The following is a 21231-nucleotide window of genomic DNA, read 5'->3' as shown; positions in this document are numbered from 1 at the left end:
AAAGGCACCGAAGAAGGATGGGAAAGGTTATGAATATCCGGTGATCGGTCATGTAGTAGGCCTGGAAGGAAAGGTGCGAGGTGACGGACGGAAGCTGTTAGCAATGGCAGGATATTAAACAGCCCGGAACAAAAACAGATACCAAATGCAACACCTGTGAAGCAGCAGGCACCTAATGAATCAGAGTCGCAGGTGAGATGGATGAGGTCAGCTTCCGCTGCGAGTGAAATGGAGCGGGAATGCGTTAGCAGCGTTGCCTGTATCCTGAACGGGCGTATGATAAATCATGTATGAAAAAATTTGCCAACGATTACTTGACAGTAACTGTCTCTATCTCTTAAAGTTCAGTTGATTGTAAAAGGGTATTTTGTATGTTATGATAAAAATATCAACAAAAATCATCAGACTGACGCTTTCAGAAGGTATATCGGATCAAGATAATATATAAGGAGAAGTGAGATGTATTCTGTTGTAATATGCGATGATGAACGTAATGTATGTGCGGAGATAGAAAATTATATTGATAAATACTTTAAAGCATATTCTCTGAAGGGAACTGTAGCTGTTTTTTTTGATGGTAAAACCCTGCGTGATTATTTGTGTCAGAACAATACGGTGAACCTGCTGTTTTTGGATATAGAGTTACCTGAAAATAATGGTGTTGAGGTGGGAAAATATATCCGGGAGGAGCTGGAGAACGAATCAACAGAGATTGTCTATATATCTTCTAAAACAAATTATGCAATGAAGCTTTTTCAGTGCAGACCGCTTGATTTTCTGGTAAAACCTGTTACCTATCCGATGATAGAGAAAATCATGGATGTGATATTAAAAAGAGATTTTGTGAGAAAAAAGACGGTATCATTTCTGATAAATAAAGAGAAGAAGGTTTTTTATTTAAAAGACATTTTATATTTTCAAAGTGATAATAAGAGTGTTCATTTGGAGACAGTATCGGGTAAAGTATACAGTTTCAGAGGGAAGCTGGATGATATAGAATCGCAGATTTCAGAAAATCTGTTTTTAAGAGTACATAAATCGTATTTGATTAATCACGCGTATGTACGATGCTATGGTACAGATTGGATTGAAATGCTCAATGGGGATAGAGTCAGCATATCAAAATCATACAGAGGTCATGTAAAACAGCAACTTATGAAGATAGAATTGGGATCGTGAACAAGCAAAACGGAGAGTAATGTAGAATGCAGGAAACTGTAGTGGGGGTTTTAGCCAATATTTTAAGAACATATGCCATTTATCGATTCATGGAATTATCGAATGTTTCAAAACCAGTTTCATGGCGGTTGCGTTTATTGGTGTATTCCACATTTGTCATATTAACAAGTGGGGGTTATTATCTATTTCATAATCAGACAATCAACCTGCTGACTAATTTAACAGGATTTGCTTTTATTATTTTGATATATAAAGGAAGTCTAAAAAGAAGAGTGATTTTTGGTATTGGCATTTATGCAATTAATGTCATAATAGAGAGTTTCGTTTTTTCTGTAACAGGTTTGCATAAAGAATACGATGAGCTGACTCGTTCTATACGGGAATGCTTCACCAGTCTGGGAATACTTTTCAGTGTATTCTTTTTAGAACGCGTCGGGTTTAAACCTGAGAGAAAATCGTTTATAAAAACATCAGTCTGGATTATGATGCTGTGTGTGCCAGTTTTTAGTATAGTAGAGATTTTTTGCATGTGGCAGGTAAACTATAATAATAATCAGTACATAAGCGTGGAGATCGCAGGCGTTCTGATTATTAATATTTCTATTTTTTATTTATATGATGCTTTGCAGGACTATTATATGCAAAGATCAGAAAAAGAGCAGTTTCGTATCGCAATGGAGGGGTATCGTAACCAAATAAACACGATGCATGAATCATGGGAAAGGCTTCGGAGTCTGCGACATGATTTAAAACTGCATGTACGCGAGTTGCGATATCTTACAATGCAGAATGAACCGGAAAAAGTTGTAGCATATTTAAATGATATGGAGCAACAACTGGTCAATGAGGATGAATTCGTATCTTCCGGAATACAGGAGATCGATAGTACATTAAATTATTTATTGCAGGATGCACGAAAAAATCTAAAAGAAGTAAACATTAAAGTAGCGTTGCAGGAGGATCTGGAGATTCATGGATTTACTTTAAATGTAATATTGGGAAATTTGCTGAATAATGCGATTTACGCAGCAAAACAGTCTGCGGAAAAATACCTTTGTGTCGCTATATGGGAAAAACAAGGGGTACTATATATTAAAATTGAAAACAGTTATTCTGGCGTTTTAGATTTTAGAGATAAAAAATTGCTGTCAACGAAAACAAATTCAGAAGTACATGGAATTGGACTGGCTAATGTAGAAAAAATTATCAAAGAACAGGAAGGAGAACTGAATATCAGTTGGGATGAATCGCACTTTTATGTAAAAGCAGTGTTGTTTATCGAGAAGTTAAGTTCACATAATGAATAATGGAAATAATCCATTTTCGCCATTATCCGGTTTATTTTCGCCATGAATAAGGTTGGAAGAAGAAAGTATGCTACAATACAGGAAAAGAAAAGGAGGCATTCCGGTAGAAGATGATGTTTGGACCGTGGGACAGCATCAGGTGTACTATGGCACCACAGCATAATAAAAAGAAAAACTACTATTTGGGCTGCATAGTACTTTTGCTTATGATAGTCGTTGTTACTGTTTTTAATGCCAGGTTATATATATACATGAAGATAAGCGCATTAGATAAGCAGCGGCAGGGTGACAGAATTGAATGTGCTTTACAACATGAGGAGGATCCTGTAAACGTGGATTTAACAGCATTTTATAATCTGTATAATGATTTGAAAGGTTTTTCATATCTGGAAATATACAATCAACCATTGGATGTGTTTCAGAATGGAAGAAAGCATTTTGACAGTTATACGAATGAATTATCAGAAAATCCTGATCGTGTAGCCTGTTTACAAGTCAGCAAAAATGTAGTGGAAAAATACCAATTAAAAATAGTTGCTGGACGCATGTGGAATGATGCAGAATTTGTTATAGAAGATCATTGTATTCCAGTAATATTGGGAAATGAATACGTGGGGATTTACGAAATTGGAGATGTATTTGAGGCGGAATACTTATATGAACCTTACGAGTTTACTGTTGTAGGTTTTTTTCAGAAAAAACAGTACAATTTATACAGGAAGATCTGGTTTTATTCATGTAGATCAATTTATAGTAATGCCAAGTTTTAGTGTGCCTGAGAGCGTTTTGCCTACAGATGGCTTGAAAATCCATTATGCAAATAAAACAAGTGGAATAATAGAACTGGACAGAGCCTCGTATATCAGGGATTATCGCGAACTTGAAGATAAATTGAATTTATCAGGATGTGGCAGATATTCGTTGAGTTTATATCCGCTGGATGCTCATTTCCAAAATTCCTATGGCGTTTCTATTTACGTTGTGTTTGGATTGCTGACTGTGCTTTGGCTTATCTGCAGTGTAATGCTTTTATATTTGCTTCAAAAATTAATAAAGAAGAAATGAAACATAATAGAAGGTCTCGTTAGTCTCCCGCAAATATCATGTTGTTGTTTGCGGGAGACTAATCTGCTATCTGGAGATATTTACTCTGTATGTCCTTTCGCAATGACACTTCCATCACTTCTTGCATCGCTGGTGGATTTATTGTAAGATGGAACCAGGGTGCTTCGGAGGGAAAAAGTACCAGGTTCAGAAAAGGCAAATGCAGTATGGAGATACGGCATGGAGATACAGGATCGGAGGGATATGATGAAAAAATATATTATGGCGCTGGATGCGGGAACAACGAGCAATCGCTGTATTTTATTTGACCATGAAGGGCATATCTGCAGTGTGGCACAGAAAGAGTTTACGCAGTATTTTCCAAAGCCGGGATGGGTTGAGCATGATGCGAATGAGATCTGGTCAACACAGCTTGGCGTGGCGGTCGAGGCGATGTCAAAGATCGGAGCTTCTGCACAGGATATAGCGGCGATCGGCATTACGAATCAGAGAGAGACAGCTATTGTCTGGGAAAAAGAGACCGGGGAGCCGATCTGCCGCGCGATTGTCTGGCAGTGTCGCAGGACGGCAAAGTATTGTGATGAACTAAAGGCGGAGGGACTGACAGAAGACTTCCGGCGCAAAACGGGACTGGTGATAGACGCATATTTTTCCGGCACAAAGATCAAATGGATCCTGGATCATGTGCCAGGGGCGAGAGAGCGTGCGGAGCGGGGTGAGCTTTTGTTTGGCACGGTCGAGACATGGCTGATCTGGAAGCTGACAAAGGGCGCTGTGCATGTGACGGATTATTCCAATGCATCGCGCACGATGCTGTTTAACATCAATACCTTGCAGTGGGATGAGGAGATCCTCGAAAAGCTTCATATCCCAGGAAAAATGCTGCCAAAGCCAGTTGCATCAAGCGAGGTATACGGGATGACAGATCCGGGATTTTTCGGGGGAGCGATCCCGATCGCCGGGGCGGCGGGAGATCAGCAGGCCGCACTTTTCGGACAGGCATGCTTTGCGCGCGGTGAGGTGAAAAATACATATGGAACAGGCGGCTTTCTTTTGATGAATACAGGAGATCAGCCGGTATTTTCGAAAAACGGACTGGTGACAACGATCGCATGGGGGCTTGACCGGACGGTGACGTACGCCCTCGAGGGTTCTATTTTTGTGGCAGGTGCAGCGATCCAGTGGCTGAGAGATGAGATGCATCTGATTGATTCAGCACCGGACACGGAGTGGCTTGCAGGGCGCGTCAGTGATACGAATGGCTGCTATGTGGTGCCGGCGTTTACAGGACTGGGGGCGCCGTACTGGGATCAGTATGCCAGAGGCTGTATCGTAGGTATTACGCGGGGCGTCAATAAATACCACATTGTGAGAGCGACGCTGGAATCTCTGGCTTATCAGACGAATGATGTGATCCGGGCAATGGAAGCAGATGCCGGGATCCGCCTGGCGGGGCTCAAGGTGGACGGCGGTGCAAGTGCGAACAATTTCCTGATGCAGTATCAGGCAGACGTGATCCGGGAAAAGGTCCTGCGGCCTTCCTGTATTGAGACAACGGCAATGGGAGCGGCGTATCTGGCCGGACTGGCAGTCGGATACTGGAAGGATCAGGAAGAGATCCGGGAAAACTGGAATACAGACCGGGAGTTTTTGCCGCTGATGGATCAGGAGGAGTGTGAACGCAGGATTCAGGGCTGGAAGAAGGCTGTGCGTTATTCCTTTGGATGGGCGAAAGACGGAAATTAATCGTTTGACGAGAGGAAAAATCAGTGTTAAAATTTATGCGATAGAAAACAGTGACTTACTGGAGGAGAAGCAGTGCCGTCTTCCGGGCGGCAGAATGGAGCGTTTTTATGGAAAAGATTAAAATGATTACGCCTCTTGTCGAGATGGACGGAGATGAGATGACCAGAGTGCTCTGGAAAATGATCAAAGATGAGCTGATCTGCCCGTATGTGGATCTGAAGACAGAATATTATGATCTGGGACTGGAAAACCGCAATGCGACGGATGATCAGGTGACGGTTGACAGCGCCAATGCAACGAAAAAGTACGGTGTGGCAGTCAAATGTGCAACGATCACACCGAATGCCGCCAGAGTGAAGGAATATGATCTGAAGGAAATGTGGAAGAGCCCAAACGGTACGATCCGGGCGATCCTCGACGGGACGGTATTTCGTACGCCGATCATTGTAAAAGGGATCGAGCCGTGTGTGCGCAGCTGGAAAAAGCCGATCACTATTGCCCGTCATGCCTACGGAGATGTATATAAAAATGCAGAGCTGGTGATCCCGGGAGCAGGCAGGGCAGAGCTTGTTTTTACAGGTGAGGACGGCGCGCAGCTGCGGGAGACGATCTTTGACTTCAAGGGACCGGGTGTGCTTCAGGGTATGCATAATCTGGACCGCTCGATCGAGAGCTTTGCGCGCAGCTGTTTCAATTTTGCACTGGATAGCAAACAGGATCTGTGGTTTGCGACAAAGGACACGATTTCCAAGAAATACGACCATACATTTAAAGATATTTTCCAGGAGATTTTTGATACAGAGTACAGGGAGAAGTTTGAGCAGGCAGGCATCACCTATTTCTATACGCTGATCGATGATGCCGTTGCACGGGTGATGAAGTCAGAGGGCGGATTTATCTGGGCATGTAAGAATTACGATGGTGATGTGATGAGCGATATGGTATCCTCTGCATTTGGCTCTCTGGCAATGATGACGTCTGTGCTCGTTTCCCCGGATGGGAAATACGAATATGAGGCTGCACATGGAACGGTACAGCGCCATTATTATAAGCACCTCAAGGGTGAGGAGACGTCAACAAACTCCGTAGCTACGATTTTTGCATGGACAGGCGCTTTGCGTAAGAGGGGCGAGCTGGATGGGATTCAGGAGCTGTGTACGTTTGCGGATCGTTTGGAGCAGGCAGTGATCGCGACGATCGAGAGCGGGTGTATGACGAAGGATCTGGCTCTTATTACATCCTTAGAGCAGGTTACTGTGCAAAACAGTGAGGAGTTTATCAAAGCAGTGCGCAGTACTTATGAGCGTATGCAATAATTACAGAAAAAATTACCAAAAGAATTGCTCACAGATACTTGCGAAAAGTGATATACTAAGGTATACTGATATTGTTGCCTGGGGTGTGCGACAATCCTGTTATTTTGAACCTACATTTACTTTTATGGGATTCCTATATCGCACAGAAATATGCCAAGCCGTCGTTTGCAGCGGAAGGCAGACGGCTGTGTTGCGGTTACCCACCTAGCTTTGCTAGGAGTCAAAGTGCAGGAAACGGCACTCTGGGTTTTTGAAAGTAATGAAGCGCAGTAAAATTTTGCTGCGCTTCTTTTTATTATGTTGACCTTTTGCTCTGCGTCCCTTATAATTAATTTCGGTATTCGACATAATTGCTATACAAAATGAAAGGAATGACAAGATGGTAAAATTTAAAAAAGCATTTGCGCTGCTGGCAGTGACTGTCTCACTTTCACTTGCGCCTGCAGCAGCTTGCCTGGCAGAAGACCTGTCTCCTGGCACAGCCGTTTCTGCGAACGGTACACAGGCTGGCGCACGAGATATGATATCAGCGAACACGCTTCCCGGCAGCGGCACAGTAGGTGCGGGAAATGGAAGTGGTGTGACCGGGGGAAGTACAGTTACAGGAATTGTTCCGGGAAATGTCAAGAAACTCAAGGCAAAATCGTCCTCTACGTCGATCACACTGACCTGGAAAAAGGCGAAGAACGCGATGAAGTACCAGGTATGTCTGGTGGATCCGAAGACAGGAGCTACGGAAAAGCTTGCGACAACAAAAAAGACTACATATAAGGTAAAGGATCTGGTGCCGAATAAGGAGTATCTGTTCCAGGTATTTGCGGTAAATACAGCGCAGGGAGTAAAGAACCTCAGTGCGCAGGGCTCTCCGATCGCAAAGGGAAAGATCTCAGTGCCAAAGCCGGCAGCACCGTCTAATTTCTATATTTCTGTTTACGGCGACCGGTCGATCACGCTCAAATGGAACAGCGTCAAGAATGCGACAGGCTATTATGTGTATATGTACAATAATAGCACAGGAAAATATGAACAGATCAAAAAGACACGCAGCACTTCCCTGAAGGTCAGTGGCCTGAAGGACGGACAGAAATGCAGATTTAAGGTACAGGCATACCGCACAGCCGGAAAGTACAACGTTACCGGGAAAAAATCAAAGGAAGTCCAGGGAAAGGCGCAGAAGTTTTCAAAGCTTGCGAAGCAGGTACATGGGCGCTACTACAATACGGTGGTCAAGTCCACGACAAAGGCGACGCTTGTGAAGAACGGAAAAAAGGTAACGGTAAAGAGCGGGACCAAGGTTGTGGCAACGACACTGAGCGGAAGAGTCGTTACCGCTATGCTGCCAGATGGAAGAAAGGTCAAGATCGAGAGCAGCAAGCTGCGGTTTACCAGCCTGAACACAGTAAAGACGGCATATTCCAAAGAAGTAAAAGAAGCATTTGTCAATCAGAAGCGATACAGCAGCCCGACGCCATATCTGATCTGGATCAGTCAGTACACATTGGAGACGACCGTATTTAAGGGATCCACAGGAAAATGGAAAGCTGTCCGCAGCATGCCGTGCGTGATCGGAGCAATGGGACGGACGACTCCGGGAACCTTCCGTCTGATCCGTACAGAGTATGACTACGGCGGACCGGTGATTTATTTCACCTGGAACAGCCAGAAGGGGTGGGGAAATGCATTCCACCGCTATGTAGATGGAAATAAGCAGGGGGCATATTCTCATGGATGTGTACGCCTGAGTGATTCTGATCTGTATTATATCAAAAACAACTGTCCGATGGGGACGACAGTGATTTCTTATTAAATTATTAAATCGCGCAGTTTTCACTGATAAGTGCCTGTGGCACATTGTATTTTTGAAAATTGTGAGCTATAATAAGAATATCCTAATAGAAAGAGGTGATTGCCGATGGACCTTCAGGTTTCGGATGATGTCTCAAAGGAGTATCTGGCGGAGGTGTTGCCTATTCTGGAGAATGAGGAATTTCTTTCTTTAGGCACATTTTGCCATCATCAATGGACGAACAGGCTGATGCACAGCATAAATGTATCTTACGTATCCTGGCTGATCGCCAGAAAGCTTGGCTGTGACGCAGGCGCTGCTGCCAGAGCAGGACTGCTTCACGATTTTTGCCCATATGATTTTAAGAAAAAGACTCCGACTGGTGAGTGCCAGGCATTTTATCATCCAAAAGCTGCCGCAAGGAACAGCGAAAGAGTATTTCAGATCAGCGAGCGGGAGCAAAAAGCGATATTGAGCCATATGTTTCCACTTGGCCCCATGCCAAGAAACACAGAAGCATGGATCATTACACTGGCTGATAAAGTCTGCGCTTCTATGGAGCTTTGCCATGTGGCGATAGCTCTTGCAAGAAGAGACAGAATGGTGCTTTCAGGCACTTCCGCATAAGAAAAAGAAAAGAGAGTGGATAAATCCTGTTGTCAGTAAGAAATGGGATTTATCCATTTTTTACTTTATAGGAAAGTTCGATTTTTATTATAGAAAAGTTCTCACTTTCCTGTACCATAAAATCTTGACAGCGGGAGAAGTGAAATGTATAATGAACAATGTTCACTATGAAAGGAGGCAGGTTGTGAATACAGTTATAACTTCAAGGGAGGAGATCCTGAGGGCCAGCAGGGAATTGATCAGCAGGCAGGGCTGGAATGCGGTGAATATCCGGGCCGTAGCTGCAGCATGCAATATCTCCGTCGGCTCTGTTTATAATTATTTCTCCTCTAAATCCGAACTGATCGCTGCGGCGGTGGAAAGTGTCTGGTGTGATATTTTTCATTTTCCGGAGGATGAGAAGTCCTTTGAACGCTTTACAGACTGCGTGGAATGGATGTTTGCCTGTATGCGAAGAGGAGATGAAAAGTATCCGGGATTCTTTTCGCTGCATTCTATGAGCTTTATCGGGGAAGAAAAGGCAGAGGGGCAGCAGATGATGGCGCAGTCCTGGGATCATATCCGTAAGGCGCTTTATGCAGTCCTGATGAAAGACAAAAACATAAACCGGCAGGCATTTGATCCTGTATTTACTGCGGAAAAGTTTGTAGAGATCATATTTTCGCTGGTTATTTCCGCGCTGGTGCGGCGGGATTATGATTGCAGCGGCATCCTGGGTCTGATCAGGCGGACGATTTACTGATCCTGGCATCAGGGTATCTGGATCAGCAGTAAAACATAAGAAAGTAAAACATAAGAATAAAAAAGAAAGAGAGATGAGCTTATGCAGGCAATTGCAGAAACACTGTTTGACGCAGTGTATCTGGTCTCGGTTATCGCAATCGGGATCTTTATGATATTAAAATGTAATGGAAACAGACAGTATCGGCTTTTTGGAATTATGGCAGTAGTGCTTGGCGTGGGAGATTCTTTCCACTTGATACCGCGTGCCACAGCGCTTTGTACGACAGGACTGGAAAGCTTTACCGTGTGGCTTGGTGCGGGAAAATTTATCACTTCGATCACAATGACGATTTTTTATGTGATCCTGTACCACGTCTGGCGGATCCGTTATGGGATTACGCAGGATAAAGGGACAACGGTCATGGTGTATGTGCTGTCGGCGGCGCGCGTGATCTTATGCCTGTTCCCTCAGAATCAGTGGCTTAGCGGAGAACCGGCGCTTGCCTGGGGAATTTACCGCAATATTCCATTTGCACTTCTGGGACTGATGATCATTGTACTGTTTTATCGAAGCGCAAAGGAGAAAGGGGATCGCGATTTCCGCTATATGTGGCTGACGATTGTATTAAGCTTTGCGTTTTATATCCCGGTAGTGCTTTGGGCAGATACAGTTCCGGCTATCGGTATGTTGATGATTCCGAAAACCTGTGCCTATGTGTGGACCGTGTGGATCGGTTTTGCAGCTATGAGAAAGGAAGGAAAGAGCAATGAATAAGAAACGTTTATGGAATACGGCTGTGATCTATTTTGTACTGGCGATCGTGGCAGGTGTGTTTTACAGAGAATTTACGAAGTTTCACGGATATACGGGAAAAACGACACTGGCTTACCTGCATACCCATCTGTTTGTTCTCGGTATGTTTTTGTTTTTCTTTATTATGATTTTGTGCGACCAGAAAAAGGGAATGTGTGAGAGCAAAAGCTTCCGGCGCTTTTTTGTGCTTTATAATATTGCGCTTCCGTTGCTGGTTTGCACCATGGCAGTAAGGGGCATTGTGCAGGTGCAAAATATCCAGCTGACAGACACAATGGATGCCATGATCTCAGGATTTGCAGGAATTTCACATATTCTGCTCACTATAGCGCTGTGCCTGTTTCTGGCAGTGCTCAGAAAATTTTTTGTTTCAGAGACAAGAGAATAAGCGAGAAATTATTTTGTAAGCGGACTGTTTTTGGACCCTCGGCTGTATATATTTGTACAGCCGGGGGTTTTTGCGTGAAGTCATATAAATTGAAGTAAAAATCTGAAATTAATTGGCTGTTTTGAAGTAAAAAAACAGGAAAATAGGAAAATTGCATAAATAATCGCAGGATAAAGGTGTACAAGATGCATAAATCTGCGCGAAATAACGAAATAAAACTGGCATATTTACTTCAAATTGATTTGAAGTGATAATAAATACAGCAAAAAGATTTAAAAAAGTCAGAAAGCATATGGGATTTGTGTCAATTACATAAAACAAATGTTTCTGACATGGAAGGGGTGGAAAAAGTGTCAGAAATAAAAATACAGCTGAGCGGGATTAACAAATCCTTCCCTGGCGTAAAAGCCCTTGATAATGTAAATTTTTCTGTAAGAAAAGGAACAGTCCATTGTCTGTGCGGTGAGAACGGAGCAGGAAAATCTACATTGATGAAGATTATCAACGGGCTGTATAAGCCGGATACGGGACAGATTTTGATTGACGGAAAAGCGGTGGAGATCAGGGATCCGATCCAGGCCAGAGAGTATGGAATCGCCATGATAGCGCAGGAGTTGAACTATGTCCCGGAAATGTCAATTGAAGAGAATATATTTCTTGGAAGACTGCCGGTAAATAAGTTTGGAAAGGTTGACTGGAAGACAGTCCGTTCTGAGACGATCCGTTTTCTGGAGCAGGAGGGACTTCCGTACAAGCCAGATCAGAAACTGAAAACCTTAACGGTATCAGACATTCAGATGCTGGAAATTATTAAAGCAATTTCCTATAATGCGCAGATTGTTATTATGGATGAGCCGACATCTGCCATTACGAATCGTGAGGTAGAAATTCTTTTTGAAAAGATTGAGGAGCTGAAAAAGCGCGGCGTGAGCATTATCTATATCTCTCATAAGATGGAAGAGGTTTTCCGTATTGCAGATGACATTACCGTTCTCCGCGACGGCACTGTTGTTGATTCTATGCCGGCGGCACAGCTGACACTAGATAAGGTGATTGCGCTTATGGTCGGACGGGAGATGACGAATGTTTATCCCAAAGAAGATGTTCCGATCGGGGAACCGATTTTTGAAGTAGAAAAGCTGAATTGTAAGGGTGTATTTAAGAATATCAGCTTTCATGTGCGCAGGGGTGAGATCGTGGGTTTTGCCGGTCTGATGGGTGCAGGACGTACAGAGACGATGCGTGCGATCTTCGGACTTGATTCGTATGATTCGGGTGAAATCAGGATCCATGGAAAAGCGGTATCAATCAGACGACCGAGTGATGCGATTGCAAACAATCTTGTTATGCTTTCGGAGGATCGCCGCCGATATGGAATTATTCCGATCCGAAGTGTTATGGAAAATGCGAGTATTTCCAGTCTGGATAAGTTTTTCTATGGCGGCCGTGCTCACCGCAAAAAAGAACAGGAGATGGTGTCAGAATATTTCAGAAGAATGAATGTGAAGACGCCGAGTCTTGAGACGCTGATACAGGCGCTCAGCGGAGGAAATCAGCAGAAGGTTCTCCTGGCAAAGTGGATGCTGCGGGAACCAGAAGTGCTGATCCTGGATGAGCCGACGAGGGGGATCGACGTCGGAGCAAAATTTGAAATATACAGGCTTATGACGGAACTTGTAAAAGAAGGAAAGACCATCATTATGGTATCGTCTGAGCTTCCGGAACTGATTGGTATGTGTGACAGGATTTATGTTATGAATAAAGGAATTATCACAGGATGCCTTCAGAAGGAGGAGTTTTCTCAGGAAACAATTATGAGATTTGCGACAGGAACGCAGAATGTGGAGGTGGAGTGATGAAAAATTCAAAATTAGGACACGTACTTGAAAAATATTCGATTTATATCATACTGGTGGGCATGTTTTTGCTATGCTCGGTGCTGAATCCGAACTTCCTCTCATCCAGAAACATTGTCAATATAGCCCGTCAGCTTACTGTAGGGATCATTTTGGCATACGGAGAAATGCTGCTGGTCATTGCAGGACTGATCGACCTTTCTGTTGGATCTGTTCTTGCACTGGCAGGATGCCTTTCTATTTACAGCTATTATTCGACAGGCTCGATTCTGGTTGCGATGCTTGTGGCGATTGCAGTCGGAGTAGCATGTAATCTTGTGAACGCTGTTCTGGTGACACATTTTGGAGTTCCGGCATTCATTGCCACTTTAGCGATGCAGATGGCAGCGCGCGGTGCAGCCCTGTATTCCACCAACGGTCAGAACCTGCTTCAGCTTGGCGATTATGTAAAGGTAGGACAGGGAAGCATCGGGGTGATCCCGATCCCCGTTATTTTCATGGTAGTGATATCCGTTATTATCTGGTATATCGTGAACCATACACGGTATGGCCGTTCTCTCTATGCCATTGGCGGAAACGAAGCGGCAGCGGTTGCTTCCGGCATCAATGTAAAGAGAAGCAAATATATCACTTATATTTTGAACGGTATCCTGGCCGGGATTGCAGGCGTGATTTTTATGTCACGTGTAAATGCAGGACTTCCGAATGGAGCAGTGGGATATGAGATGGAAGGTCTTACGGCAGCGATTGTTGGCGGTACCAGCTTTTCCGGTGGCGTGGGAACAACGATGGGAACGCTGGCAGGTGCATTTATTATTGGATTTTTGAACAACATTATGAACCTGAACGGTGTGGATTCCTACATTCAGCAGATGGTGAAGGGTCTGATTATTGCAGTAGCTGTTGTATTTGATATCCGCTCTAAGAATAGAAAAACGCGGAAGATTATTCTTGTTGAAAACAGTGAGAAAAAGGAAGCGAAGTAATTTTAAAGACTTTTATGAATGCACAAGTTGCAGAACTTTATTCATACATATTTTAAGGAGGGTTTGATATGAAAAAAAGAACAGTTGGTATGGTGGTTGGCGCGGCGCTTCTTTCCATGTGCTTTGGCGTCACAAGTTATGCGGATGATGCATACAGGGTAGCGTATATCGCAAGAGCGCAGGAGGATTCCTTTGCAGCATGGCTTGCAGATGAAATGAGAGCAGCATTTGAAGAGTACGATGATATGACTCTGGATGTATTTGACGGGCAGGCAAATGATGAGAAAGAAAATTCCATCATCGAAAACTGTATCGCAAATGATTATGATGCAATTATTGTTCAGGCAAATAATGGAGAGGCACAGCTCCCATACATTCAGCAGATTGTAGATGCAGGCATTCCGTGCATTACTACAAATCCGCGTGTAGAGTGTGAAGGAACAGGCTCTGTTGATGCTGATCCGTATGAGCAGGCAAAAGTAAACTGCGACCTTGCCCTGGAACAGATCCCGGAGAATGCAAAGGTTGTCGTTTTGTTAGGGCCGGCAGGCAATTTCCACAGCAATGAGAGAAGAGCCGCATGGCAGGCTGAGTTCTTTGACAAGAGACCTGATGTAGAAATTGTCGGTGAGGATATTGCAAACTGGAATAAAGACGAGGCAATGACGCTTATGGAGGACTGGGTGCAGGCAAATGAGCACATTGATGCGATCATCTCTATGAACGACAATATGTGTGCAGGCGCGCTTGAAGTAGTTAAGGATGACCCTGCGTATGAAGGAGTTTTGGCATATGGCGTTGACGGCACGGCAGAGGCATGTCTGCTGATTCAGGAAGGCCGCATGACTTCTACAGGGCTGCAGTCTGCGATTGATCTTGCTCAGATGAATACAGATTATGTTCACAAAGTGCTTACAGGCGAGATGGAAGTAACAGACGTACGTGATGATGTTCCGGCTCCGCTTATTACGGCTGACAATGTAGAAGAATATATTGAAATGTACAAAGAAAACGGACAGATTAAATAATTAAGCATTTGAATAGGAACCCTTTTGTTTACAGGCAGGAAGGATCGGCAGGCGGAGGGCTTGCCGATTCTTATTTCAGACTGGGTGGTCGGTCAGTCTGGGGGATGGCTGCAGCAGGGGACTGAAAGTGGGAGGAGATCAAAGATGCAGAAGGATTTTATCAACAAGCTATTTTCACTGGAAGGAAAGACGGTTCTTGTAACAGGAGCAGGACGTGGGATCGGGCAGGTTGTAGCGAGGGACATGGCGCGTGCGGGTGCTAATATTGCCATTTTTTCCAGGTCAGGCGCCGATGAGACAGTACGGATCATTGAATCAGAAGGCGGAAAGGCAATCAGTATTATTGCTGACTGCACGAAGGCAGAAGAAGTAAAAGATGGCATGAAAAAAATTCTGGACGCGTATGGAAGGCTTGATGTTGTATTTAATAATGCGGGCATCTGTTATCACAAAGGTATTTTTGAAGCAACTTATGAAGAGTTCCGGGAGCTGATCGATATTAATCTGACCGGGGAATATATTGTTGCTGTCGAGGCAGCCCGTGTAATGATCGAGCTTGGCTGCAAAGGAAGTATCATCAATATGGCATCTATCTCAGGTACAGTTGCTATGACTCCGCAGAAGCAGGCAGCCTATAATGCTTCTAAAGCAGGCGTTATGCAGATGACAAAGAGTCTGGCGCTGGAGCTGGCAGATCATAATATCCGTGTCAACAGCATTAGCCCCGGCTATATTGCGACTCCAATGTCGGTGGATCCGGATTTTGTGGAGCCGGAGCTTATGGCGGCATGGGAACCTTTGATGCCGATGCACCGTATGGCGAAACCGGAAGAGCTGGTTGGAGCAATCATCTGGCTGGCAAGCGAAGCATCATCGTATACAAATGGCATTGATGTGATCATTGACGGTCTGTATACAGCAATATAACAGTTCATAATATAAGTCGCGGAGGATAGAGATATGCATATGATAGCGCCGTCTCTTCTGGAAGCAGATCAGACCAGACTGGGAGAACAGCTGGAAATTATCGGACATGCAGGTGCGAAATATGTACATATTGATATCATGGACGGCTGCTATGTTCCGAATCTGTCTGGCGGAATTGCCTGGCTGAACAGTATCAGGAAAGCGTCGGATCTGATTTTTGATGTACATCTGATGGTAAGAGAACCGGGACGATTTCTGAGCGATATGAGGAAGGCAGGAGCAGATGTTCTGACCGTGCATTACGAGGCTTGTCAGGACATAAAACGTGTTCTGAGACAGATAAAGGATCTCGGGATAAAAAGCGGTGTCGCGCTGAATCCGGAAACACGAGTGGATATATTGGATGAGGAGCTGCTGAAATATGCAGATGTGGTTCATCTGATGTGTACGCGTCCGGGTGTTGGGGGCGGATTTCGTCAGGATTCAACTGGCAGGATACGACGGGTAAAAGCCCTTTTGAAGGATATGCAGCTGGAGCGGGATATTGAAGCGGATGGCGGGATCAATTTTGAAAATGTCAGAGAGGTGGCAGCGGCGGGCGCAAATATTATTGTGTCAGGCAAGGCACTTTTCCAAGGAGATTTAGAAAAAAATATCCGTCGGATGCGGATGGAAACAGATTAGGAGAAGAAAATGCGGTATGTGATTGGAGTTGATTTGGGAACCAGCGCTACGAAGACGATATTGGTAGATGAAAATGGTGTGATCAGAGCCTCTGCATCAGAATCATATCCGATGTATCAGCCGGAGAATGGCTGGGCGGAACAGGATCCGCAAGACTGGAAAAACGCTGCTGTTCATACGATTCAGAAGGTAGTAAAGGACTCCGGCGCAGCTTCGGAAGAGGTGAAGGGGATTGGTCTTTCGGGTCAGATGCATGGACTGGTTATGCTGGATGCCCGGAATAGGCTGCTGCGCAACTCTATTATCTGGTGTGACCAGAGGGCTCAGGCGCAGGTGAAAGAGATGCTTCAGATCCTGCCAGAGGAGAAATGGATGGAAATCACGGCAAATCCTCCGCTGGCGGGCTGGACAGCAGCAAAAATTTTATGGGTAAAGGAAAACGAACCGGAACTATATGAAAAATGCAGGCATATCATGCTGCCAAAGGACTATGTCCGTTATAGCCTGACGGGGAAGTATGCGGCAGACGTATCCGATGCATCAGGAATGCAGCTTCTTGATGTAAAGCACAGGATCTGGTCGGATGAGGTGCTCTCGGCGCTCGACATTAAACGGTCCCTCCTGGGGGAGCTGTATGAATCGCAGGAGGTTGTAGGAACGCTGCTTCCGGAGATGGCGGAGATCTGCGGCCTGACAGAAGATACAGTTGTAGTAGCAGGTGCCAGTGACAATGCATGCGCTGCAGTAGGTACTGGAATTGTAAAAGATGGACAGGCATTTACTTCTGTGGGTACTTCTGCGATTGTGTATACACATTTAAGTGAGTATAAGGCAATTCCAGGAGGCGGACTTCACCTTTGCTGCTGTGCAGTTCCGGGATGCTGGCATACGATGGGCGGACCTCAGTCGGCGGGCCTGTCTGTTGAGTGGTTCAGAGAAAAATTTTGTCAGGATCTGATGCAGAGAGCAAAAGAAGAGGGACGGAATTTTTTCGATCTTGTAAATGAGATGACGGCAAATATTCCGGTGGGGAGCGATCGGTTGATTTATCTTCCGTTTTTGATGGGAGAACGCACTCCTCATATGAACCCATGGTATCGGGGAGGGCTGATCGGACTGAATGTGGTTCATGGTCAGGCTCATATCCTCAGAGCTATCATGGAAGGAGTGGCGTATTGCCTTGCAGATTGCAACAATATGCTGAAGGATCAGGGGGTGGACGTAAACCTGATGAGGGTCTGCGGAGGCGGCAGCAGGAGCCCTGTCTGGCGGGAAATTATGGCATCGCTGTTTGAATGCAGTATACATACGCTCAGGCAGGAAGAAGGCCCGGCCTATGGCGCTGCGATTCTCGCTGGAGTTGGAACCGGGATTTACCCGTCTGTACAGGAAGCCTGTGAACGTTTTATAGAAGAAAAATCAGTGACAGAATATGACTGCAAAAAAGCAAAGCAATATAAAAAATATCATGAGATATATGATCGGATTTATGAATCACTTCAGTCAGGCTTGTACGATCTGTATCATATTGATGGATAAGAATTGTCTCAGACAAGAATTTTGAGGACAGAAAATATGGATTATAAGGAATTACTTAATAAAGTGTTATCAGAGCTTACACGAAGTACCAGTTCTGTAAAGACGGAGGATGCGCAGCTGCTTGCTTCTAAAATTGTAACTGCGAAACGGCTGTTTTGTGATGGAAAAGGAAGAAGTGCTCTTATGATGAAAGGGTTCGCCATGCGTCTGTCTCAGATGGATCTGGCTGTGTTTGATACACAGGGAGTGACTGTTCCTGCGATAGAGCGCGGTGACACCTTATTAATAGCCAGCGGTTCTGGTGAAACAGAAAATCTTTTAGAACATGCCCGTAAAGCAAAAAAGATCGGGGCAGAGATTATTCTTCTGACGGCTGTGCAAAATTCAACACTGGGACAGCTCAGCGATATCTGTATCTGTTTTGAGGCAAATTCCAAGCTTCACAAGGAGACGGCTTCTGTACAGCCGATGGGAACGCTGTTTGAACAGAGCATTATGGTCTTTTTTGATGTAGTTGTACTGTTTTTGATGAAAAAATTATTACTGACAGAGGAAGATATGTATCATCTTCATAATAATCTGGAGTAAAAATGAGCTTAAAGTCTGCAAATAAAAAGAAAGAAGGTAAGAAAAATGGAAGAAAAAAAGTATATTAACAAAGGGGCATTTATGACAGCGGTAGATACCATGGTAGTCGTAGATGAAACGAATGTGGATGAGATCGTGAAGGATCCGGTGATGAGTGCCCGTATGAAAGCACAGCTGGAGGTGAAGCCGATTCATCCCAACCAGGTTTTGATCCAGGTGGAGTGCGTGGGTGTATGCGGTTCTGATGTACATTATTTCCATGATGGACGCTGCGGCACTTTTTTAGTAGATAAGGAAAGAGATATTCCATATATGCTGGGGCATGAATGTTCTGGTACAGTGGTTGAAGTGGGGTCTGCTGTGACGAATCTTAAAGCAGGGGATCGCGTTTGCTGCGAACCAAGCATTACATGCGGTACATGTGAATTTTGCAAATCTGGTCATTACAATCTGTGCAATGATGTTGTGTTCTGGGCAACTCCGCCTGTGCAGGGCTGCTATATGAAATACGTTCCGTTCCAGGCGGATCTTTGCTACAAGCTTCCAGAGGGAATGGATGCGGTAGAAGGAGCTCTGATTGAGCCGATGGCGACAGGTATGTATGCGGCAGAGCTGGGGGAAGTGACGGTAGGTCATACGGTTGTAATTCTGGGCAGCGGCTGTATTGGTCTGATGACGATGCTGTCCTGCAAGGCAAGAGGCGCAAGCAAGATCATTGTATGCGATCTGGAAGATATCCGACTGAATAAGGCAAAGGAACTGGGAGCAGATTATGTAATTAACAGTGGAAAAGAGGATCCGCTCGCGAAGATCAAAGAACTGACAGACGGACGTGGCCCGGATATTGTATTTGAAACAGCCGGAAGCAAATTTACAATTGCTCAGACTCCGCATATCGCGCGCCGTGGAGGCTTGATCATCCTGGTCGGTATGTCAGCGGAAGAAGAGATTACGTTTAACTTTGGCCAGGTTATGGCAAAAGAGCTTAAAATTAAATCACTGTTCCGCTATGTCAATATGTTCCCGAAGAGTGTTGCAACCGTTGCAAGCGGGCTTGCACCAATTAAGAAGGTAGCAACACATGTATATTCGCTGGACGATATTCAGCAGGCGTTTGAAGACTCTATTAATAAGAAGAATGAAGTAGTTAAAGCTGTTATAAAAATTGATTAATTTTAAATTCCTCTCGGTTCATTTATTTAGAGCCGGGAGGTTTTTGCAGTGCTATTGCCAGTGCTTTTGAAAGTTTACAGTTTGTTTCCGTCAATTGCAATCTGAGTGCGAAGCATCTGATCTTTGAGATTGCACTGCGCACGGTTGGTATAACCAAGATAGAGCGCATCCAAAATGAACTGATCAGAAACTCTTCTTGTGACTTTATCACGTCCGATGGTGAGGTCGTGGATTGCAATCTGCAGCGTGATATCTGTATAGTTCATAAGTGGAGATTTTTTCATTTTTGTAATACTGATCGTGGTGGCGCCCATCTGCTTGGCGATTTTGAATGCGCGGACTATATTTTGTGAACGCCCTTCATAAGAAACTGCAATAGCGACATCCTGGCTGGACATATTACTTGCGGTGATCATTTGCAGCATAACATCTTCATCGCAGCTGCATATAACACCGAGTCTCTTGAATTTCATGTAGGCAAGTCTTGCTACTGCATAAGCATCGCCTGTACCAAAAAAATGGATCGCTTTTGCAGAAATCAGAGCATCCACTGCCTGGTCATATTCCTCTCCCGCAAGAGACAAAGTTTCACTTAAAGTAAGAATATTGTTTTTGCAGATTTTTTCCATAATTGTGCGCATGGTTTCGTGCTGAGTGATATCCTGTTCACGCAATGGCGCTGCATTTTTTCTGCTTTGGATAAAGCCTTGTTTCATATCAGTATAGCCATCAAAGCCGAGATGGTGTGAAAAGCGGACAATGGCGGCTTCACTTGCCCCGGATTCACGGGAGAGCTGTGCTAAAGTCATGTATTCGATCGCCTCCGGGTTCTCAAGGAGAGCCTCAGCAATGATTTTTTCGGACTTAGGAAGAGAAGACAAAAGTAGCTGAATCTTTATCAACAGTTCATTCATGCTTATTACCTCCGTGATTTTGTGATTTATCTTAGCACAGGAAAAAAATGATGAAGGATAATGGAAAAATAATTGAAAAAATATGAGAAATAAACAAAAAGGCTGAAAATTTACGGAAATTGCAAAATAACTAATAATATAGCGGGAAAACACTTCAAAATGAAGTGAAAAAAGTGAAGTGAACAATATCAAGGTGACAAACTATAAGAAAAGCGGGAAAAAGCGCCAGGGTTTTATGGCGGATAGCGGATAATAGAAAATAATAGAACTTAGTATCCTATAAAATAATAGAAACAGAGCCGGAGGATCTTAATACAAGAGGAAAAGACAGGCGCACAGACAAAAAGCAAAGTTACGGAACAGAAAATACAAGATATAGAATGAAATAAGGAGAAAACACTAAATATTGTAGAGGTAGAGCTGAAAGAAAAAATGGCGCGAAAAAAGTGCGAAAAAAATGGTGAATTATAAAAGTAACTTCCGGTTGTAAAAGTAACGTCCGGATGAAAGAGAAACTTCTGTTTTCAGGCAGGAAAACGGAAGTTTTTCTTGCCTAAAAGACTTTTTTTGTGTAAACTTTAAGTA

Annotated in this window: 19 protein-coding genes and 1 other RNA gene; 19 read left to right on the top strand and 1 reads right to left on the bottom strand. The window is 44.2% G+C overall.

Annotation, left to right across the window (positions count from 1 at the left end; translation table 11 throughout):
• The first annotated feature begins 459 nt into the window (after positions 1–459).
• The 19 genes from QOX44_RS17615 to QOX44_RS17525 all read left to right on the top strand — a co-directional run bounded on the left by QOX44_RS17615 (position 460) and on the right by QOX44_RS17525 (position 19732).
• A complete protein-coding gene (locus QOX44_RS17615; protein ID WP_283685094.1) occupies positions 460–1179 on the top strand; it encodes a LytR/AlgR family response regulator transcription factor in 720 nt (239 codons plus the stop codon).
• A 26-nt stretch (positions 1180–1205) separates the two neighbouring features.
• Positions 1206–2486 (top strand): sensor histidine kinase, encoded by a 1281-nt coding sequence (locus tag QOX44_RS17610; protein WP_283685093.1) that lies wholly within the window; start codon positions 1206–1208, stop codon positions 2484–2486.
• A gap of 110 nt (positions 2487–2596) precedes the next feature.
• Entirely contained in the window at positions 2597–3256 is a 660-nt protein-coding gene (locus QOX44_RS17605) for a hypothetical protein (RefSeq protein ID WP_283685092.1), read from the top strand.
• A 541-nt stretch (positions 3257–3797) separates the two neighbouring features.
• Positions 3798–5297, top strand: a complete 1500-nt coding sequence (gene glpK, locus QOX44_RS17600) for a glycerol kinase GlpK (protein ID WP_283685096.1) — start codon at positions 3798–3800, stop codon at positions 5295–5297.
• 107 nt (positions 5298–5404) lie between these two features.
• Positions 5405–6613 carry an NADP-dependent isocitrate dehydrogenase gene (locus QOX44_RS17595; protein WP_283685091.1) on the top strand — a complete coding sequence of 403 codons (1209 nt, stop codon included), beginning with the start codon at positions 5405–5407 and terminating at the stop codon, positions 6611–6613.
• 72 nt (positions 6614–6685) lie between these two features.
• Positions 6686–6866, top strand: a non-coding RNA gene (gene ssrS, locus QOX44_RS17590) — 6S RNA.
• Positions 6867–6992: 126 nt separating this feature from the next.
• Positions 6993–8420, top strand: a complete 1428-nt coding sequence (locus tag QOX44_RS17585) for a L,D-transpeptidase family protein (RefSeq protein ID WP_283685090.1) — start codon at positions 6993–6995, stop codon at positions 8418–8420.
• Positions 8421–8525: 105 nt separating this feature from the next.
• A complete protein-coding gene (locus QOX44_RS17580) occupies positions 8526–9026 on the top strand; it encodes an HD domain-containing protein (RefSeq protein WP_283685089.1) in 501 nt (166 codons plus the stop codon).
• 184 nt (positions 9027–9210) lie between these two features.
• Entirely contained in the window at positions 9211–9768 is a 558-nt protein-coding gene (locus QOX44_RS17575; protein ID WP_283685088.1) for a TetR/AcrR family transcriptional regulator, read from the top strand.
• Positions 9769–9849: 81 nt separating this feature from the next.
• Positions 9850–10524 carry a hypothetical protein gene (locus QOX44_RS17570; protein ID WP_283685087.1) on the top strand — a complete coding sequence of 225 codons (675 nt, stop codon included), beginning with the start codon at positions 9850–9852 and terminating at the stop codon, positions 10522–10524.
• Positions 10517–10951: a DUF2871 domain-containing protein gene (locus tag QOX44_RS17565; protein ID WP_283685086.1), complete on the top strand. Its 435-nt coding sequence runs from the start codon at positions 10517–10519 to the stop codon at positions 10949–10951. Before QOX44_RS17570 ends, QOX44_RS17565 begins: the two co-directional genes overlap by 8 nt.
• 350 nt (positions 10952–11301) lie before the next feature.
• Positions 11302–12807 carry a sugar ABC transporter ATP-binding protein gene (locus tag QOX44_RS17560; RefSeq protein ID WP_283685085.1) on the top strand — a complete coding sequence of 502 codons (1506 nt, stop codon included), beginning with the start codon at positions 11302–11304 and terminating at the stop codon, positions 12805–12807.
• Positions 12807–13793, top strand: coding sequence for an ABC transporter permease (locus tag QOX44_RS17555; RefSeq protein WP_283685084.1), 987 nt, complete (start codon positions 12807–12809; stop codon positions 13791–13793). Before QOX44_RS17560 ends, QOX44_RS17555 begins: the two co-directional genes overlap by 1 nt.
• A 68-nt stretch (positions 13794–13861) precedes the next feature.
• Positions 13862–14821: a sugar ABC transporter substrate-binding protein gene (locus tag QOX44_RS17550; RefSeq protein WP_331488453.1), complete on the top strand. Its 960-nt coding sequence runs from the start codon at positions 13862–13864 to the stop codon at positions 14819–14821.
• A gap of 144 nt (positions 14822–14965) precedes the next feature.
• Positions 14966–15748, top strand: a complete 783-nt coding sequence (locus tag QOX44_RS17545) for an SDR family oxidoreductase (RefSeq protein WP_283685082.1) — start codon at positions 14966–14968, stop codon at positions 15746–15748.
• A 33-nt stretch (positions 15749–15781) separates the two neighbouring features.
• Positions 15782–16432 carry a ribulose-phosphate 3-epimerase gene (rpe, locus tag QOX44_RS17540; protein ID WP_283685080.1) on the top strand — a complete coding sequence of 217 codons (651 nt, stop codon included), beginning with the start codon at positions 15782–15784 and terminating at the stop codon, positions 16430–16432.
• Between the two features lie 9 nt (positions 16433–16441).
• Positions 16442–17971 (top strand): xylulokinase, encoded by a 1530-nt coding sequence (xylB, locus tag QOX44_RS17535; RefSeq protein WP_283685078.1) that lies wholly within the window; start codon positions 16442–16444, stop codon positions 17969–17971.
• Positions 17972–18007: 36 nt separating this feature from the next.
• Positions 18008–18559, top strand: a complete 552-nt coding sequence (gene hxlB / locus QOX44_RS17530; RefSeq protein ID WP_283685076.1) for a 6-phospho-3-hexuloisomerase — start codon at positions 18008–18010, stop codon at positions 18557–18559.
• Between the two features lie 45 nt (positions 18560–18604).
• Positions 18605–19732 carry an NAD(P)-dependent alcohol dehydrogenase gene (locus QOX44_RS17525; protein WP_283685074.1) on the top strand — a complete coding sequence of 376 codons (1128 nt, stop codon included), beginning with the start codon at positions 18605–18607 and terminating at the stop codon, positions 19730–19732.
• A 74-nt stretch (positions 19733–19806) separates the two neighbouring features.
• Here QOX44_RS17525 and QOX44_RS17520 read toward each other — a convergent pair whose 3' ends face one another.
• Complete coding sequence (locus QOX44_RS17520; protein WP_283685072.1) at positions 19807–20646, bottom strand: MurR/RpiR family transcriptional regulator; 840 nt, start codon at positions 20644–20646, stop codon at positions 19807–19809.
• Positions 20647–21231 lie beyond the last annotated feature (585 nt).

The sequence above is a fragment of the Parablautia sp. Marseille-Q6255 genome (assembly GCF_951230155.1).
In the GTDB taxonomy this organism is placed as follows: Bacteria; Bacillota; Clostridia; order Lachnospirales; family Lachnospiraceae; genus Choladousia.
Note: the sequence above shows the minus strand (reverse complement) of the source record. Positions and strands in the feature narration are given on the sequence as shown.

What these genes read in the sequence shown, in the direction of transcription:
- QOX44_RS17615 (WP_283685094.1), top strand. Translation starts at nt 460, where the DNA reads ATGTATTCTGTTGTAATATGCGATGATGAACGTAATGTATGTGCGGAG.
- QOX44_RS17610 (WP_283685093.1), top strand. Translation starts at nt 1,206, where the DNA reads ATGCAGGAAACTGTAGTGGGGGTTTTAGCCAATATTTTAAGAACATAT.
- QOX44_RS17605 (WP_283685092.1), top strand. Translation starts at nt 2,597, where the DNA reads ATGATGTTTGGACCGTGGGACAGCATCAGGTGTACTATGGCACCACAG.
- glpK (WP_283685096.1), top strand. Translation starts at nt 3,798, where the DNA reads ATGAAAAAATATATTATGGCGCTGGATGCGGGAACAACGAGCAATCGC.
- QOX44_RS17595 (WP_283685091.1), top strand. Translation starts at nt 5,405, where the DNA reads ATGGAAAAGATTAAAATGATTACGCCTCTTGTCGAGATGGACGGAGAT.
- QOX44_RS17585 (WP_283685090.1), top strand. Translation starts at nt 6,993, where the DNA reads ATGGTAAAATTTAAAAAAGCATTTGCGCTGCTGGCAGTGACTGTCTCA.
- QOX44_RS17580 (WP_283685089.1), top strand. Translation starts at nt 8,526, where the DNA reads ATGGACCTTCAGGTTTCGGATGATGTCTCAAAGGAGTATCTGGCGGAG.
- QOX44_RS17570 (WP_283685087.1), top strand. Translation starts at nt 9,850, where the DNA reads ATGCAGGCAATTGCAGAAACACTGTTTGACGCAGTGTATCTGGTCTCG.
- QOX44_RS17565 (WP_283685086.1), top strand. Translation starts at nt 10,517, where the DNA reads ATGAATAAGAAACGTTTATGGAATACGGCTGTGATCTATTTTGTACTG.
- QOX44_RS17555 (WP_283685084.1), top strand. Translation starts at nt 12,807, where the DNA reads ATGAAAAATTCAAAATTAGGACACGTACTTGAAAAATATTCGATTTAT.
- QOX44_RS17550 (WP_331488453.1), top strand. Translation starts at nt 13,862, where the DNA reads ATGAAAAAAAGAACAGTTGGTATGGTGGTTGGCGCGGCGCTTCTTTCC.
- QOX44_RS17545 (WP_283685082.1), top strand. Translation starts at nt 14,966, where the DNA reads ATGCAGAAGGATTTTATCAACAAGCTATTTTCACTGGAAGGAAAGACG.
- rpe (WP_283685080.1), top strand. Translation starts at nt 15,782, where the DNA reads ATGCATATGATAGCGCCGTCTCTTCTGGAAGCAGATCAGACCAGACTG.
- xylB (WP_283685078.1), top strand. Translation starts at nt 16,442, where the DNA reads ATGCGGTATGTGATTGGAGTTGATTTGGGAACCAGCGCTACGAAGACG.
- hxlB (WP_283685076.1), top strand. Translation starts at nt 18,008, where the DNA reads ATGGATTATAAGGAATTACTTAATAAAGTGTTATCAGAGCTTACACGA.
- QOX44_RS17525 (WP_283685074.1), top strand. Translation starts at nt 18,605, where the DNA reads ATGGAAGAAAAAAAGTATATTAACAAAGGGGCATTTATGACAGCGGTA.
- QOX44_RS17520 (WP_283685072.1), bottom strand. Translation starts at nt 20,646, where the DNA reads ATGAATGAACTGTTGATAAAGATTCAGCTACTTTTGTCTTCTCTTCCT.